The sequence below is a fragment of the Mesorhizobium sp. WSM4837 genome (assembly GCF_055811435.1).
The window spans coordinates 17,433-32,801 of sequence record NZ_JBVVQE010000052.1 but is presented as its reverse complement, the minus strand read 5'-3'; the positions used below and the strand labels follow the sequence as shown (position 1 = coordinate 32,801).

The 15,369-nt window shown below is 59.2% G+C and carries 11 protein-coding genes, 1 pseudogene and 1 riboswitch; of the genes and pseudogenes, 10 read left to right on the top strand and 2 right to left on the bottom strand.

Annotation, left to right across the window (positions count from 1 at the left end):
* Nucleotides 1–29: 29 nt before the first annotated feature.
* The 4 genes from AC0L3D_RS25570 (at nucleotide 30) to metE (ending at nucleotide 6,730) form a co-directional block, all read left to right on the top strand.
* On the top strand, nucleotides 30–1,367 hold the full coding sequence (locus AC0L3D_RS25570) for a serine hydroxymethyltransferase (RefSeq protein WP_473646242.1): 1,338 nt from the start codon (nucleotides 30–32) through the stop codon (nucleotides 1,365–1,367).
* 54 nt (nucleotides 1,368–1,421) lie between these two features.
* A complete protein-coding gene (metK, locus tag AC0L3D_RS25565) occupies nucleotides 1,422–2,597 on the top strand; it encodes a methionine adenosyltransferase (protein WP_473646219.1) in 1,176 nt (391 codons plus the stop codon).
* Nucleotides 2,598–2,705: 108 nt separating this feature from the next.
* Nucleotides 2,706–3,698 carry an adenosine kinase gene (locus AC0L3D_RS25560; protein ID WP_473646217.1) on the top strand — a complete coding sequence of 331 codons (993 nt, stop codon included), beginning with the start codon at nucleotides 2,706–2,708 and terminating at the stop codon, nucleotides 3,696–3,698.
* A 381-nt stretch (nucleotides 3,699–4,079) separates the two neighbouring features.
* Nucleotides 4,080–4,269, top strand: a riboswitch (cobalamin riboswitch).
* A 115-nt stretch (nucleotides 4,270–4,384) separates the two neighbouring features.
* The gene (gene metE, locus AC0L3D_RS25555) at nucleotides 4,385–6,730 is read left to right on the top strand and encodes a 5-methyltetrahydropteroyltriglutamate--homocysteine S-methyltransferase (RefSeq protein ID WP_473646241.1); all 2,346 of its coding nucleotides are present in this window, start codon (nucleotides 4,385–4,387) and stop codon (nucleotides 6,728–6,730) included.
* 93 nt (nucleotides 6,731–6,823) lie between these two features.
* Here the strand turns inward: metE and AC0L3D_RS25550 are convergent.
* Nucleotides 6,824–6,910: pseudogene (locus AC0L3D_RS25550) on the bottom strand (IS5/IS1182 family transposase); the annotation flags it as partial.
* Nucleotides 6,911–7,399: 489 nt separating this feature from the next.
* Between AC0L3D_RS25550 and AC0L3D_RS25545 the strand changes: the two are divergent.
* The 5 genes from AC0L3D_RS25545 (at nucleotide 7,400) to tdh (ending at nucleotide 12,929) form a co-directional block, all read left to right on the top strand.
* Nucleotides 7,400–7,561, top strand: a complete 162-nt coding sequence (locus AC0L3D_RS25545; RefSeq protein WP_473646216.1) for a hypothetical protein — start codon at nucleotides 7,400–7,402, stop codon at nucleotides 7,559–7,561.
* A gap of 37 nt (nucleotides 7,562–7,598) precedes the next feature.
* Nucleotides 7,599–7,760, top strand: a complete 162-nt coding sequence (locus tag AC0L3D_RS25540; protein WP_473646213.1) for a hypothetical protein — start codon at nucleotides 7,599–7,601, stop codon at nucleotides 7,758–7,760.
* Nucleotides 7,761–8,273: 513 nt separating this feature from the next.
* Nucleotides 8,274–9,359, top strand: a complete 1,086-nt coding sequence (locus tag AC0L3D_RS25535; protein WP_473646212.1) for an HlyD family secretion protein — start codon at nucleotides 8,274–8,276, stop codon at nucleotides 9,357–9,359.
* Nucleotides 9,360–9,391: 32 nt separating this feature from the next.
* Nucleotides 9,392–11,548, top strand: coding sequence for a peptidase domain-containing ABC transporter (locus tag AC0L3D_RS25530; RefSeq protein WP_473646211.1), 2,157 nt, complete (start codon nucleotides 9,392–9,394; stop codon nucleotides 11,546–11,548).
* A gap of 328 nt (nucleotides 11,549–11,876) precedes the next feature.
* Complete coding sequence (gene tdh, locus AC0L3D_RS25525; protein ID WP_473646209.1) at nucleotides 11,877–12,929, top strand: L-threonine 3-dehydrogenase; 1,053 nt, start codon at nucleotides 11,877–11,879, stop codon at nucleotides 12,927–12,929.
* A gap of 220 nt (nucleotides 12,930–13,149) precedes the next feature.
* Here the strand turns inward: tdh and AC0L3D_RS25520 are convergent, their stop codons facing one another.
* Entirely contained in the window at nucleotides 13,150–14,187 is a 1,038-nt protein-coding gene (locus tag AC0L3D_RS25520; RefSeq protein WP_473646208.1) for a cytochrome-c peroxidase, read from the bottom strand.
* Between the two features lie 537 nt (nucleotides 14,188–14,724).
* Between AC0L3D_RS25520 and AC0L3D_RS25515 the strand changes: the two genes are divergently transcribed.
* Nucleotides 14,725–15,192 carry a Ros/MucR family transcriptional regulator gene (locus AC0L3D_RS25515; protein ID WP_065011147.1) on the top strand — a complete coding sequence of 156 codons (468 nt, stop codon included), beginning with the start codon at nucleotides 14,725–14,727 and terminating at the stop codon, nucleotides 15,190–15,192.
* The last annotated feature ends 177 nt before the right edge of the window (nucleotides 15,193–15,369 follow it).

Here is a 15,369-nt window from a genome sequence, read left to right as displayed (position 1 = left end):
ACTTAGTCCCAATGGAGCGCGAAGCTGATATGGACAATTCGACTGGCGGCGCCATCGCGGAGCTTGACACTTGCGAGTGGCCTCACCTGGCTGTCGCAGATTCTCGCGTTCACGAGCTGCTTTTAAGACAGGAGCGCCAGGAGCGGACGACCCTCAAACTTATCGCCTCCGAGAACTTCGCGTCCTCGGCGGTGCTGGAAGCGACCGGGTCTATTTTCACCAACAAGTATGCCGAGGGATATCCCGGCGCGCGCTACTACGCCGGAAACGAGATTGTCGATGAGCTTGAGAATCTCGCCATCGAGCGATTGAAGGCGCTGTTCGGCTATGAACACGCCAACGTGCAGCCTTATTCCGGCTCGCCGGCCAATCAGGCTGTCTGTCGAGCGCTGTTGTGTCCGGGAGACAAGATGATGGGCTTGACCCTCCCCGGCGGGGGGCATCTGACGCACGGTTGGGCCGTCAACTTCTCCGGCACTGATTATCAGCGAGTTCCGTACGGGCTGCACGAAAAGACGCAGCAGATTGACCATGACCGCTTGCGCGAGACGGCCAAACGCGAACGACCGAAGCTCATTTGGGTCGGCGGAACTGCTTATCCGCGCATCTTTGACTATGAGGCAATGGCCGACATTGCTTCGGAGGTGAACTCCTATCTGGTAGCCGACATCGCCCACATCAGCGGCCTCATTGTCGCAGGAGTGCATCCGAATCCCGTTGGCCATTGCGATGTTGTCACCAGCACCTCTCACAAATCGATCCGCGGCCCCCGCGGTGGCTTCATCTTGTCAAGGAATGAAGACCGCTATCAGGCGCTCTACCATTCCAAGAGCAAACACAATCTGGCCAAACGCATAGACCGTGCCGTGTTCCCTCTCCTCCAGGGCGGACCGCACATGAATACGATTGCCGCGCTAGCTGTCGCTCTGCACGAAGCAGGGAATGCATCCTTCCGTGTGTACGGTCAGCAGATCGTCAACAACGCCAAGGCTCTGGCCCAGGCCCTTCTGGAGCGAGGTTATGAACTCGTCACGGGGGGCACTGACAATCACATGCTGATCCTTGATCTTAGGGACCGGCCGCTGTCTGGGAAAGCCTATGCCGAGCGTCTGTCGCAAGCAGGTATCATTACGAATTTCAACATGGTGCCGGGGGACCGGCGCCATCCCGCGCTCACCAGCGGCATTCGGTTAGGCACGCCAGCAGTGACGTCTGTGGGCATGCGCGAGGCGGAAATGCTGCAGATTGCCGCTTTCATCGACCTGGTTTGCCGCCAGCCCGATGATTCGGACGTCCATGCCCGCGTGCGCAGAGACGTTGCCGACTTCTGCGCTGCGTTCGACGTGCCTGGCATCTCCGACAGGTAAGACGGCCTGATCAACTGTCACATCTATTTCCAACGTTTGAAGCGAGGAAATCCCATGACTAGAAAATTCGTGTTTTCTTCCGAATCCGTCGGCGCCGGACATCCCGACAAGATGGCCGACAATATCTCAGATGGCGTGCTCGATGCGATCCTTCGCAAGGATCCCAAGGCTCGTGTCGCTTGTGAAGCGTTGGTGAAGTCAGGGATGGTCGTTCTGGCTGGCGAGATCACCAGTCACGCGCATATCGACTACAGCCAAGTTGCCCGCGATATCATTTTGGACATTGGATATGACGACGATGCGATCGGCTTTGACGGCCGGCGTTGCGCCCTGATCTTGGCCTTGACCGAGCAGTCGCCTGACATCAGCCAGGGCGTCGACGAGGGACGAGGGCAGGATCTCGATCAGGGAGCCGGGGATCAGGGCCTCATGTTCGGGTACGCGTGCAACGAGACCGAAACATTGATGCCGTTGCCAATCCAACTCGCTCACGAATTGACAAAAAAACAGGCGGAGGTGCGCCAAACCGGCCGCCTTGGCTGGCTTCGCCCGGACGTTAAATCTCAAGTGTCCGTCCGTTATGAGGGTTTGCGCCCGGTAGCGCTTGATACCATAGTCCTGTCGACGCAGCACGACGAAGAGGTCTCACAAGCCACGGTCCGCGAAGGCGTCATTGAGGAGATCATAAGGCCGGTCTTGCCCCACGACTTGGATACGACCGGGATAAGGTTCCTGGTCAATCCAACAGGCCGGTTCGTGGTCGGTGGGCCGCGGGGCGATTGCGGGCTTACGGGCCGCAAGATCATCGTCGATTCCTACGGCGGTATGGGGCGTCACGGCGGCGGTGCCTTTTCGGGCAAGGACCCGTCCAAGGTTGATCGGTCGGCCGCCTATGCGGCGCGGTACGTTGCAAAAAACGTCGTTGCCAGCGGACTGGCGGAGGTGTGCGAGGTTCAGCTTGCTTACGCGATCGGTGTGGCCGCGCCGGTCTCTATCCTCGTCAATACATTCGGAACCGCAAAGATTGATGAAAAAAGAATCGAGCGCGCCGTCCTTGAGCTTTTCGATCTCCGGCCGAAAGGCATCATCAAGGCGCTTGATCTCCTACGGCCGATTTACCGCAAGACCGCGACATACGGACACTTCGGCCGCGAAGAGCCGGAGTTCACCTGGGAAAAGACGGACAGAGCTGACGACCTGTTGCGTGAGGCAGGACCGGCAGCTGCGTGATGCGCGGGTATTGGATGCGTGGGCATAGGGCGACCCATTCCACACTCGCCAAAAACACGCCGGCCCCGGCGTGGCGAGAAGCCGGCTCGGGTTTTGGCGGAGACACTGATGTCGAAATATGACGTGCTTTGCATCGGCAATGCCATTGTCGACATCATCGCGCAGTGCGACGAGGAATTCCTCGAGACCAACGGCATCATAAAGGGTGCGATGAACCTCATCGACACACAGCGCGCCGAACTGCTCTACAGCCGCATGGGCCCGGCCATCGAAGCCTCCGGCGGCAGCGCCGGCAACACGGCGGCGGGTGTCGCCAGCTTCGGCGGCCGCGCCGCTTTCTTCGGCAAGGTCTCCAACGATGCGCTGGGCGAAATCTACGCCCACGACATCCACGCGCAGGGCGTCGCCTTCGACACCAGGCCGCTCAAGGGCGAGCCGCCGACGGCGCGCTCGATGATCTTCGTCACGCCCGATGGCGAGCGCTCGATGAACACCTATCTCGGCGCCTGCGTCGAGCTCGGGCCGGAGGATGTCGAGGCCGACAAGGCGTCTGGCGCCAAGGTCACCTATTTCGAAGGCTATCTGTGGGACCCGCCGCGCGCCAAGGAAGCGATCCGGCAGACGGCGAAGCTGGCGCACGCGGCAGGCCGCGAAGTCTCAATGACACTATCGGATTCGTTCTGCGTCGACCGCTACCGCGACGAATTCCTCGACCTGATGCGTTCGGGCACGGTCGATATCGTCTTTGCCAACAGCCACGAGATCAAGTCGCTCTACCAGACGGCGTTGTTCGACGAGGCGCTGGCGCAGATCCGCAAGGATTGCCGCATCGCCGCCGTGACCCGCTCGGAAAAAGGCTCCGTCATCGTGCGCGGCGACGAGACCGTGGTGATCAAGGCGACCGCCATCAAGGAACTGGTCGACACGACGGGTGCCGGCGATCTCTATGCCGCCGGCTTCCTGCATGGCTACACGCAAAGCCGCGACCTGCAGACCTGCGGCGACCTTGGCTCCCTGGCGGCCGGACTGGTGATCCAGCAGATCGGCCCCAGGCCGCGGCAGAATCTGCGCCGCGAGGCTGAGCAGGCGGGATTGTTGTAGGGCGGTGTTTCAGCGAGGTGCTGCCAGCGCCCTTTGTGAGGCTGTCCAGACAAGCGCGTACACATCGAAATGTCGCGTGCCCGTCCGTGAAGGATGGCGGTTTTCTCCAAATTTCAATTTTGCAGGCTCAGGAACGTTGTCGCACTTCGGCCAGTACTGCCGCCGATCATGATGGCCAAAACGTGTTTTTGACGAAGTCGTTTTTGAGCCGGGATCGTGTCACCGGCAGATTGCCCGAGCGGCGAGGCACAAGCCCGGAGAGTGGCGCAAACGGCTCAGCTCTACCGCGACCTGCGACTTGAGAACACGCCGCAAACGAACAATTTCACATAAAGACATAAACATTTCTTTATACCGCATTGACAACAAAGCGGACTGCTGCGATTGTCCGCGTGTCGTGGTTCTCCGCTAGGCGTTGCCGTAGCGGAGCTAAGAGGGAAGCCGGCGCTGCCCCCGCAACTGTAAGCGGCGAGCCAAACCCATCAATGTCACTGGGGCGAACTGCCCCGGGAAGACGGGGCAGAGGCTGTAACCCGCGAGCCAGGAGACCTGCCACGGTAAACAACGTCCACGGGCGGGGTGTCTGGTGGCCGCGGCAGCTCGGCGTTTATGCCGGCCTTCTAGCGCCTTCCTTGTCCCCGCCGCAACCATTGGGGTATGGAATGAATGTCTCCCAGCAAGTTCCCATAGCAACGCTTGGCATGCCGCGTATCGGTCGCCGGCGAGAACTGAAATTCGCGCTCGAAAGCTACTGGTCCGGAAAATCTTCTGCTGCCAACCTTCTGTCGACGGCGAAGGCACTCCGTGCCGCCAGCTGGAGCGAGCAGCACGACCGCGGCGTGTCGAAAATCCCGTCGAACGATTTCTCACTTTATGACCATGTGCTCGACACCGCAGCAATGGTCGGCGCCGTGCCATCCCGTTATGGCTGGACGGGCGGCGAGGTCCCCCTCGACATCTATTTCGCGATGGCGCGCGGGACGCAAGGCGATACTGCGGGTTGCGTTCACGCCAGTCACGGGCATGCAGTTCAGGGCCAGCGCGTAACCGCGATGGAAATGACCAAATGGTTCGACACAAACTACCACTACATCGTGCCGGAGCTGAGCGACGATCAGGCATTCGCCCTCTCGTCGACGAAACCAGTCGATCACTTTCTGGAGGCAAAGGAGCTCGGCATCCATACACGCCCGGTCATCCTTGGACCGGTCACCTTCCTCAAGCTGGCGAAGTCTCCCGACCAGTGTTTCAATCCCATAGCGCTCCTACCGCGGCTGCTGCCCGTCTACGAGCAACTCCTGCGGAGGCTGGAGCTCTCGGGGGCCGACTGGGTGCAGATTGATGAGCCGGCCCTTGTGCTCGACCTTAGCCCGAACGAACGAGCTGCCTTCGAATTCACATACGGCCAGCTGTCGAAAGCCGCGCCCAAGTTGAAAATTATGCTGGCGACCTATTTCGGGCCGCTGGGAGACAATCTGGCGACCGCGCTTTCGCTGCGCCTGGCGGGCCTACATCTCGACCTCGTGCGCGCTCCCGAGCAGTTGGAGACGGTTGGTCGGCTCGCACCGAAGGATCTGGTGCTCTCACTTGGCTTGATCGACGGCCGCAACGTCTGGCGCGCGAACCTGGCTGCCATTCTCGACCGCATCAAGCCGATCATTGCCGGCTGGCCGCTGGATTGCGTCGAGATTGCGCCTTCCTGCTCGATGCTTCATGTGCCGATGGACCTGCGGATGGAGACCGCGCTCGATGTGGATGTCAGTTCGTGGCTGGCATTCGCCGCCCAGAAGAGTGAAGAGCTGCTTGTGCTGGCCCAAGCCTTATCCGAAGGCAGGGAGGCCGTAGCAGGCGCACTGAAAGCTTCTGCCGAGGCGGCCGCGGCGCGCGCAATGTCTGGAAAGGTCCATGATCCGCTCGTCCATGGGCGGGTTATCAGCATTGACGGCGCCATGAAGCAACGAAAGAGCGCATTTGCCAAGCGCTCCAGAGTCCAGGCTGACACGCTCGGCCTGCCGCCGTTCCCGACGACGACGATCGGGTCCTTCCCGCAGACGCCCGAGGTGCGCAGGGCGCGCTCCGCTCATGCGAAGGGCCGGCTGAGCTATGTCGATTACCAGGCCTTCCTGAAGAAGGAGACCGAGGCGGCGGTCCGCTGGCAGGAGGAGATCGGGCTGGACGTGCTGGTACATGGCGAGTTCGAACGAAACGACATGGTCCAGCATTTCGGCGAGCAGCTGTCCGGCCTCGCCTTCACCCAGCATGGCTGGGTGCAAAGTTACGGCTCCCGGCTGGTGCGCCCTCCCATCATCTTCGGCGACGTATCGCGGCCCAATCCGATGACGGTTCTCTGGTGGCAATTTGCCCAGTCGCTGACGAAAAAGCCGGTGAAGGGCATGCTCACAGGCCCAGTGACGATTCTTAACTGGTCTTTTGTTCGCGACGACGTACCCCGCGCCGAGGCCTGCCGCCAGATCGCACTCGCCATCCGCGATGAAGTGGCCGACCTTGAAAGAGCTGGCGCAAGGGTGATCCAGATCGATGAGGCCGCGTTTCGCGAAGGCTTGCCCCTGCGGAAGTCCGATTGGAAACATTATCTCGGCTGGGCAGTCGAATGCTTCCGTCTCGCTTCAACGGGTGTAGAGGACGCGACCCAAATTCACACCCACATGTGCTATTCGGAGTTCAATGAGATCATCGACTCGATCGCTGAACTGGACGCGGACGTCATTTCGATCGAGACGTCGCGCTCCAAAATGGAACTGCTGGACGCCTTCACCAAGTCCAAATATCCAAACGAAATCGGTCCTGGCGTCTACGACATTCACTCACCACGTGTCCCGGAGATTGGCGAGATTTTGCATCTCGCCCAACTTGCCCGCGAGCGACTGTCGGACGGCCAATTGTGGGTGAATCCGGACTGTGGCCTCAAAACAAGGAAATGGGAGGAGGTCCGCCCTGCCCTCATCAACATGGTCGCTGCAGCATGCGCATTGCGGGAGAAAGTGCAGGCGCAGGCCGCTGAGCCACTGTGACGGGCAAACATGTGGCGGGCTTCGCGGATAATTCAAACAAAGGACGACATCGAAAAGCCGCGCACAGGTCGGTGGACGCCTGCGAGTCCCCACCCTTGTCGTCCAGCCGAAGGTCCGCTCGACGGCCCAGCGGCGGGGCAGGATTTGGAAGCGCTTCCGGTCCGAAGGACGGATGATTTCGCCACGAAATGAAGGAAGACGGCTTTGTCCAGAGCTGCAGCCTCTCACAGGCGCCAGCGGCCAACAGACACTTCACCGAGGGCCAACGCTTGAGGATGCCGCCTGAGCACCGGCACCATCGAGATAGCGGCCGATCCAGTCGAGTCCGTTACAGCCGGACTCGTCGTTTCGATGACGTAGCTTCGGTTGCACAATGGATGTCCCGGTCGCGGCCCGACGTACGAACCCGGACCTCAGCGCCAACCTAAGGAGACCGACGCACCTTGGGTTGGCCCCTACTGTCGGGTTTGTCGAGTTAGCGACACGGCGATGTTCGGCCCGGCGTGTCGCCGCGCTTTCAGTGAAGCCATTGATAACGTGCAGAACAGTTTTTCTGAGGCGCTTCCTACCCAGTTGGCACGACTCTTGATGTTCTAGTGGTATGGCGGCATACGCGTCCGACCGGTATCACTGATTCATGCTCTTATTCAGCACTAGAATGGGCCAACAATGACGACCGATATCTCAGCCTATGGTGTGACCGAATTGGCTCCCGAAGAAGCATCTGCAATTTCGGGAGGGATGTTTTGGGCAATAGCTTTCGCGATTTTGGGGACGTTCGGCCTTGCAGCTGTAAGCATAGGGGCAAAAGTCGCCGACCCAAATCACTGATTCACCCTTATTTCAAGCTCTAGGAAAGGAGAAAAAAATGAAGACCAATATGCAAGCCTATGGTGTGACCGAGTTAACGCGCGAAGAAGCATGTGCAACGTCCGGAGGGTGGTTCTGGCTGGCGTCGGCAATATTTAGCGGAGTTGCTGCGTTAGTATTTGGTATAGCAGCCGTGATAACATATGTTAAGCATCATTAAGATCCATAATATTCGCGACTGCTCTGGGGTTGACCTTGGTCATCTCCAGGCAGCTGTGGCCTGGTTTGTCGCGCTGACAGCGTGATGTTCGGCCGACGTACTCTCAGTCGGGTTGGGAAAAAGATATAGAACGTCTTTTTTGGCCTCTATTTGCGTGGTGGGCATGGGTATTGCCGCCATTAGGCGCGGGGGAGTGCTGCCAAGCGGCAGAATGATCGCCGATTTTCATCGTTTTGGAAAAGGAAACCAATGAATACCGAGACATCAGTATACTGCTTGACCCCGTTAACCCGAGAAGCAGGACCATCAACTTCCGGTGGTCTTTGGTTCATAGCCTCAGTTTCTGCTGTAGGATTTCGTTGACGTAGTGCGCGCCGAAGACATGGTGCATGATTGGCACCATCATAGATCAACATTATTGTAACCAGCGAGATCGTCATCAATATCTCACTTAGTCCTGAACTCGCCAACTGCACTGCAGAGAGCATCCTTTCTCGAGGATCAGAGAGAGCTTTGATCGTCTACAAGATTATTGTGCTCTCTGTGGCCGCGGTCTTGGTCTCGCTGCCTTTCATCACAGTAACGGTATCTTTCCAAAGTGCCGGTATTATTCGACCCACCGTCGAGAAGACGCCCCTAGTCGCACCGGTCTCCGGACGCATCTCCCGCATCCTTGCCGCCGAAAACGATCTGGTTGCTCAAGGGCAAGAGATCCTCGCCCTCGATGATGGGGTGGTTGAGGAAAAGCTCAGGGCGCTTAAAGGCGATATTCGCGCGAAGAGCGATTTTGCCAGTGACCTCGAAACCCTGATCTCCTCCGGCACGCAAGCCAAGGACCCGATCCGCCTCTTAACCGAGTCAGCCACGGCCGAGCGCGCCCATTTCCTCAACCTGCTGCGGGAGAACCAATATGCCCGCGATAATGCGGCCGCGGAACTTGAGCGTGCTAAGCGACTGCTCTCCGCTGCTGTAGCACCGGCAAAGGCCGTTGAGGAAAACGCCTTCGCACTTCAGAATGTCGAGATCCAGGGCGAGATCCTCGCCCGGCGCAAATTCGCCGAATGGAACCAGCAGCTGTTCGACGTTAACCTGCGCCTCCAGGAACTCACGGCCGCCTTGCATCAGCTTGAGAGCGAACGGGACCTGACTCTCATTCGAGCCCCCGTATCAGGCGCTCTCGAGCAATTCTCGGGCCTCGCTTCCAGCAGCTACGTCCAGGCCGGGCAAACCGTCGCTTGGGTTTCGCCGGATGGTGAACTGGTGGCGGAAATCTTCGTTTCCCCCAACGACATCGGCTTTGTGCGCCCGGGCCAGTCGGTGCGTCTCCAAGTGGATGCCTTCAACTACAATCAATGGGGTGTCATTGACGCGACGGTGCTCGACGTGGCGCACGACTTCACCCTGCACGACGGGAGACCGGTCTTCAAGGTCCGCTGCGCGCTCTCTCGCCGCCACCTCGCCCTCAAGCACGGGGTCATCGGTAACCTGAAGAAAGGCATGACCGTCCGGGCCCGCTTCCTCCTGGGTGACCGCAGTGTCCTGGGACTCCTGTACAGCGAGGCCGACGATTGGCTCAATCCGCTCCTGGCGAGCCACTGATCCTTCATTTTCCAAAAAGTCAGCGAGCCGCTATGTCGAGCAAAGCCATTAAGTTCAAGCAGCGCGATATCACCGACTGCGGGGCCGCCAGCCTTGCTTCTGTCGCGGCCTTCTATGGCTACAAGCTGCCGCTGTCGCGCGTCCGGCAGTATGCCTCGACCGACCGCTCCGGCACGACTGTGCTGGGCCTCATGGAAGCGGCCCGGAAGCTGGGCTTCGTTGCCAAGGGGGTAAAGGGTGGCTTCGACAGCCTATACAAGATCCCCAAGCCCGCCATCGCGCACGTAATCGTCAACGAGGTCCTGCATCACTTCGTCGTAGTCCAGGCGATCAATGCCAGGTGGGTCATCGTCATGGACCCAGCCTATGGTGAAATCCGCAAGCTGGCGCACGAGGAATTCAAAAAGCAATGGACTGGCGCCCTGGTGCTCCTGGTTCCGGCAGACACCTTCAAGCGCCGCGACGAGACCAGCTCACCCCTAGGTCGTTTCGTACGTCTGCTTGCGCCACACAAGGCGGCGATGGCGCAGGCTCTCGCGGGGGCCCTGGTGACGACGATCCTTGGCCTCTCGACGGCCATTTACGTCCAGAAGATCGTCGATCATGTGATTACAGCGGGCAACCGAAATCTGCTCAACCTCATGAGCGTCGCCATGCTGCTGATCTTGGTTGTACAGGTCGTAATCAATCTCCTCAGAAACCTGCTCGTCCTGCAAACGGGACAGAAAATCGACGTCCACCTAATCCTTGGCTATTACAATCACATCCTAAGCCTGCCTCAGAAGTTCTTCGACACGATGCGCATGGGCGAAATCATTTCCCGCATGAACGACGCGGTGAAGATCAGGAGCTTCCTGAACGACGTCTCGATCAACATGTTCGTCGACGTGCTAATGATACTGTTCTCGTTAGGGCTGATGTTCATCTACTCGTGGAAGATCGCGTTGGTCGTGGCGGCCTCCATCCCGTTGTACCTCTTCGTCTATTGGACCATCAACCGGCTGCATAGGAATCGACAGCGCGCCATGATGGAGAACGCTGCCGAACTTGAAACGCAACTGGTGGAGTCACTCGGAGCTGTCTCCACGATCAAGATCTCCGGCATGGAGAGCTCCGCGAACTTCAAGGTGGAGACCCGCTTCATCAAGATGCTGCATTCCGTCTACAGCTCCGGCCTGATCTCGATCTTTGGAGACAGTACCTCGACTTTCCTCGCAACTCTATTCTCCATCGTGCTGCTGTGGTTCGGAACGACGCTTGCCCTCGATCAAACCATCACGCCCGGCGAATTACTGTCCTGCTACACCTTGCTGGGCTATGTCACCCGGCCGGTTGCCAGTCTGATCCAGACCAACCGGATCGTTCAGGATGCTTTTATCGCGGCGGATCGCCTGTTCGAGATCTTCGACCTGGAGCCGGAAAGCGGTGGCGGCATCAATGCCGACAAATCCGACATTGGCGACATCCACCTGGAGAAGATCACGTTCCGCCATGGTAGCCAGCTCGAGCTTTTCCAGGATCTTAGCGTCACCTTCCGTCGGGGGGAAATGACAGCGGTGGTGGGGGAAAGCGGCTCGGGCAAGAGCACCCTTGCGGCGCTGCTGCAGAATGTCTACCCGCTTGAGGGTGGACACATACGGATAGGCCACTATGCCCTCCAGGACCTCTCGACCGTATCCCTGCGCAAGGTTGTGGCTGCGGTGCCGCAATCGGTCGACGTGTTCTCGGGCTCGGTGATCGACAACATCGCCCTTGGCGAGTTCGAGCCGGACGTCGAAAAGATCCTTCAAATCTGCGATCAAACAGGGCTGCGGGAGGTGATCGAGCGCTGGCCCGGTGGCTTCCAGGCCTATCTAGGCGAAAGCGGCGTACGCCTCTCCGGGGGCGAGAAGCAGCGCCTTGCGTTGGCTCGGGCTCTGTATCGGGATCCGGAGATCCTGATCCTCGACGAAGCAACCTCCTCTCTCGACTCGGTCGCCGAGGCGTTTGTCCTGCGAGTGGTTGAGGATCTGCGTCGGGGCGGCAAGACCATCGTCATCATCTCTCATCGACTCAGCACCATCCGTGGGGCGGACAAAATAGTGGTCTTGGACAAGGGGCGGGTTGTTGCGGAGGGAAGGCATGCTGATTTGGTGGCAACTGAAGGCGCTTACGCTCGCTTGTGGCGAGTGCAAACCGAAACCAGCTAACAGCTTCAGGTGAGGACATTGCAGAATCCCAAGACCAATCATGGCTTCGCGCTGGTGCGCTCATCAGAACGCCATAGGAGCCGTCGGGAGCGCTGAACCGTCCGTCGGTCGAGCGGTCAAAGAAGATCGGCTGCCGCTAGGCTGTGTAGAAGCGGTGAACCTCCTGCCCTGCCGGTAGCTTCACCAGCTGGGGAAGGCGCCTGCCAGGTCTGCGGGAGGAAGTGGCCCGCTCACGCTCCCTGCTCAGGATGCCGGCAAGCACGGTGGCGATATGGCGGTCGTGCGGTCGAGCGGTTGGTCGCACCACCCTACGTGTAAGGAGATTCTGATGTCGAACATGATGAAGGCGCTGGTCAAGGCCAAGGCGGAACCGGGCATCTGGATGGAACAAGTGCCGGCGCCGGAAATCGGCCCGAACGACGTTCTGATCAAGATCAAGAAGACCGCGATCTGCGGCACCGACGTCCACATCTACAATTGGGACCAGTGGGCGCAGAAGACCGTGCCGGTGCCGATGGTGACCGGCCACGAATTCGTCGGCACAGTCGCCGACTTCGGCGCGGCGGTCACCGAATACAAGATCGGCCAGCGTGTTTCGGGCGAAGGCCACATCGTCTGCGGCCATTGCCGCAATTGCCGGGCGGGCAGGGGGCATCTGTGCCGCAACACCCTCGGCGTCGGCGTCAACCGGCCCGGCGCCTTCGGTGAATATCTGGCGATCCCGCAGCACAACGTCGTGCCGATCCCCGACGACGTGCCCGATGAGATCGCCGCAATATTCGATCCCCTGGGCAATGCGGTCCACACCGCACTGTCCTTCGATCTCGTCGGCGAGGACGTGCTGGTCACCGGCGCCGGGCCGATCGGCATCATGGCTGCGCTGGTGGCGCAGTGCGTCGGCGCGCGAAAAGTGGTCATCACCGACATCAACCCGGTGCGGCTGGCACTGGCGAAAAAACTCGGCGTGCAGCACGTTGTCGATGCGTCGAAGGAAAAGCTGCGCGATATCATGCCGGCGCTCGGCATGACTGAAGGCTTTGACGTCGGCCTCGAAATGTCGGGCGCCGCCCCTGCATTCCGAGACATGATCGACACCATGAACAATAGCGGCAAGATCGCCATTCTCGGTATCGCCCCGACCGGCTTCGAGATCGACTGGAACAAGGTCATCTTCAAGATGCTGCATCTCAAGGGCATCTATGGCCGCGAGATGTTCGAAACCTGGTACAAGATGATCGCGCTGGTGCAGGGCCCGCTCGATGTCAGCGGCCTGATCACGCACCGCATCGGCATTGATGATTTTCAAGTAGGCTTCGACGCGATGCGCAGCGGCAGCTCGGGCAAGGTGGTGATGGACTGGCAGGGCGACTGGTCGATGTGACTTTGCGGAGGTGCTGACGGGAACGCCACCCTGGCTGCCGTCGATCTCCCCGCGAGGGGCATCGCTGGTGCAAGGCAGTGGCTCCTGCCACCAACGTGCGACGCTCAATCGTGCCGCGACGTATCACGGCCCGATCGCACGGTTGCGCTTATGGCAATTCGCCCAGATCGGTCAAGGAATGCTCATTGGCCCCCGACGCGATCGCCTGTTTTCCCAATGCCTAGGATCGAGGTCGAGGTGTTGTGGGCGTTTCAGTTGGCAAGATGGGATATGTGATCTCCGGTCGCTTTCCGGTCAGCGAATTAAGGTAGGCAACGATCCGATCGATTTCGATTTGCGCTAGCTCTTCGCCAAGCTGGGTGGTGCCCATGATGGCGACCGCCTCGCTCAGGTCCCAGACCTTGCCCGAATGAAAGTATGGCGCGGTGATTGCTACGTTGCGCAGCGATGGCACGCGGAAAACATAGGAATCCTCTGGTACATTGGTGACGGCAAATCGTCCCTTGTCGTTCTCCGGCAGAATGTCGGCGCTAGGCTTGTCTACGAGGCCGAATGGGTAATAGCCTTCCCCACCAATATTGACACCGGAATGGCAGGACGAGCAGCCCTTTTCCATAAAAAGGGCCAGGCCCTGTTTCGCTTCGGAACCGATGGCGGTGTCATCTCCATTGAGGTAGGCGTCGAAGGGGGCCGGCGTGACCAGTGTCCCCTCGTAGGCTGCGAGTGCATTGACTACGTTTTCGAGGGTGATGGGATCTGCTTGCTCCGGGAAAGCTGAATGGAACAACTCCACGTATTGCGGCATCGATTTGAGCGTCTCGACCACTTGCTGCGATGTGTTGGCCATCTCGGCACCGGCCTGTATCGGCCCTTTGGCCTGAGCTTTCAGGTCTTCGGCGCGACCGTCCCAAAACTGTGATTTGTTGAAGACAGAGTTAAACACCGTCGGCGCGTTGCGCTGCCCCTTCTGCCAACCATGGCCAATCGAAGTTTCACGATTGTCGTCGCCCCCGGTGGCCAGGTTGTGGCACGAGTTACAGGAGAAAACGCCTGAGGACGAGAGGCGTGGATCGAAGAACAGTGCCTTGCCGAGGGCAATCTTCTCCGGCGTGCTCGGGTTGTTGGCGAGCGCCGGCGTGAATGGCAAGGGCTTGAAGGTGGCCAGTGCCGTTTCTCTGAGGTCTAGCGGGATGGACTGCGCAGCAAAAGCTGTGGCTGCCACAAGCGCAACAGCCACCGCAGGGAATAGAATTTTCATAAATGGAGTCCTTACGATGTGCACGGAAACCATTCTCCACATGCGGCCTGCGAACGCCCTGCGCTAGATCAGCGGATCGAGGGAATCGTGCCTGTCGACCAAGCCAATCGAGCGGCGGAGACATTGACTGCGATTCATCGCCCGACGGCGGAATCCAATGGTGGCGCACGCGCAGTCGCTGTTTGTTCGACTGAGGGTTTGGTCGGTTCTGTGGCCTGTCGCCACATGCTGGCGCAACGCCAGCCTGTTTCATACGCGCAAGCTTTTCTGCCCCCATCGAGTGCACGGCTCATGGTTTACAAGCTTTCTGCGTCTTCCCTCTGCAATTCAGACGGACGAGATCGGAACGGAAAGGCGGACACTGGCGCAGTTATGGGACAGCGACTACCAGGCAGATCAGTGTCACGACCGCGTGATGTGGTGCTATAGACCTCAATCTTGGACGAGCAACGAACAATCCTGTCGTGACATTTGTTGCTTTCACCGGAAATCACCACTAGAAGCGACGCTCCGCAGACCAATCCACCGGAGAGTTTCATGCCAGAAGAAGACTTCAAAAACATCGACAACCTCATCCAGCTTACCACAGATGTTGTCTCAGCCTATGTTTCCAACAATCCCGTTCCGGTGGGGGACCTTTCAGCCCTGATCGGCCAAGTGCACGAAGCTTTGAAGGGCACGGCGGCCGGTCGCGTCTCGGCACAAGAGCCGACGGTGTTGACGCCGGCGGTCCCGATCAGAAAATCGGTGACGCCGGACTACATTGTCTCCCTTGAGGATGGGAAGAAATTCAAATCGCTAAAGCGTCATCTGTCGACCCATTACGGGCTGAGCCCTAATGAATATCGCGCCAAATGGGGTCTGCCGGCGGACTATCCCATGGTCGCGCCGAATTACGCGGCTGCGCGCTCTGCCCTGGCCAAGACAATGGGACTCGGCCGCAAACCGAAAGAGCCTGAAGTCTCGGCGCCGGAGAAGCGGTCCAGAAAGAAGGTACCAGCGTGACTTCCTCATCCAGACCCGCTGTGGGGCTGGCGGCTCGATCGGCATGATGTGAGCGAAACATCGAAAGGCGGGATCAAATCCCGCCTTTTCCTTGCAGACGGTGTGATTACACACCCGCGAAGCGGAACGGAATTGACATAACGCAGAGACACAGGAGATCGCAGGGGTAAAAGGAGG

Coding starts and splice junctions, on each gene's coding strand:
- AC0L3D_RS25520 (WP_473646208.1), bottom strand. CDS start 14,187: ATGAAAATTCTATTCCCTGCGGTGGCTGTTGCGCTTGTGGCAGCCACA.
- AC0L3D_RS25545 (WP_473646216.1), top strand. CDS start 7,400: ATGACGACCGATATCTCAGCCTATGGTGTGACCGAATTGGCTCCCGAA.
- AC0L3D_RS25540 (WP_473646213.1), top strand. CDS start 7,599: ATGAAGACCAATATGCAAGCCTATGGTGTGACCGAGTTAACGCGCGAA.
- AC0L3D_RS25570 (WP_473646242.1), top strand. CDS start 30: ATGGACAATTCGACTGGCGGCGCCATCGCGGAGCTTGACACTTGCGAG.
- AC0L3D_RS25515 (WP_065011147.1), top strand. CDS start 14,725: ATGCCAGAAGAAGACTTCAAAAACATCGACAACCTCATCCAGCTTACC.
- metK (WP_473646219.1), top strand. CDS start 1,422: ATGACTAGAAAATTCGTGTTTTCTTCCGAATCCGTCGGCGCCGGACAT.
- AC0L3D_RS25560 (WP_473646217.1), top strand. CDS start 2,706: ATGTCGAAATATGACGTGCTTTGCATCGGCAATGCCATTGTCGACATC.
- AC0L3D_RS25530 (WP_473646211.1), top strand. CDS start 9,392: ATGTCGAGCAAAGCCATTAAGTTCAAGCAGCGCGATATCACCGACTGC.
- tdh (WP_473646209.1), top strand. CDS start 11,877: ATGTCGAACATGATGAAGGCGCTGGTCAAGGCCAAGGCGGAACCGGGC.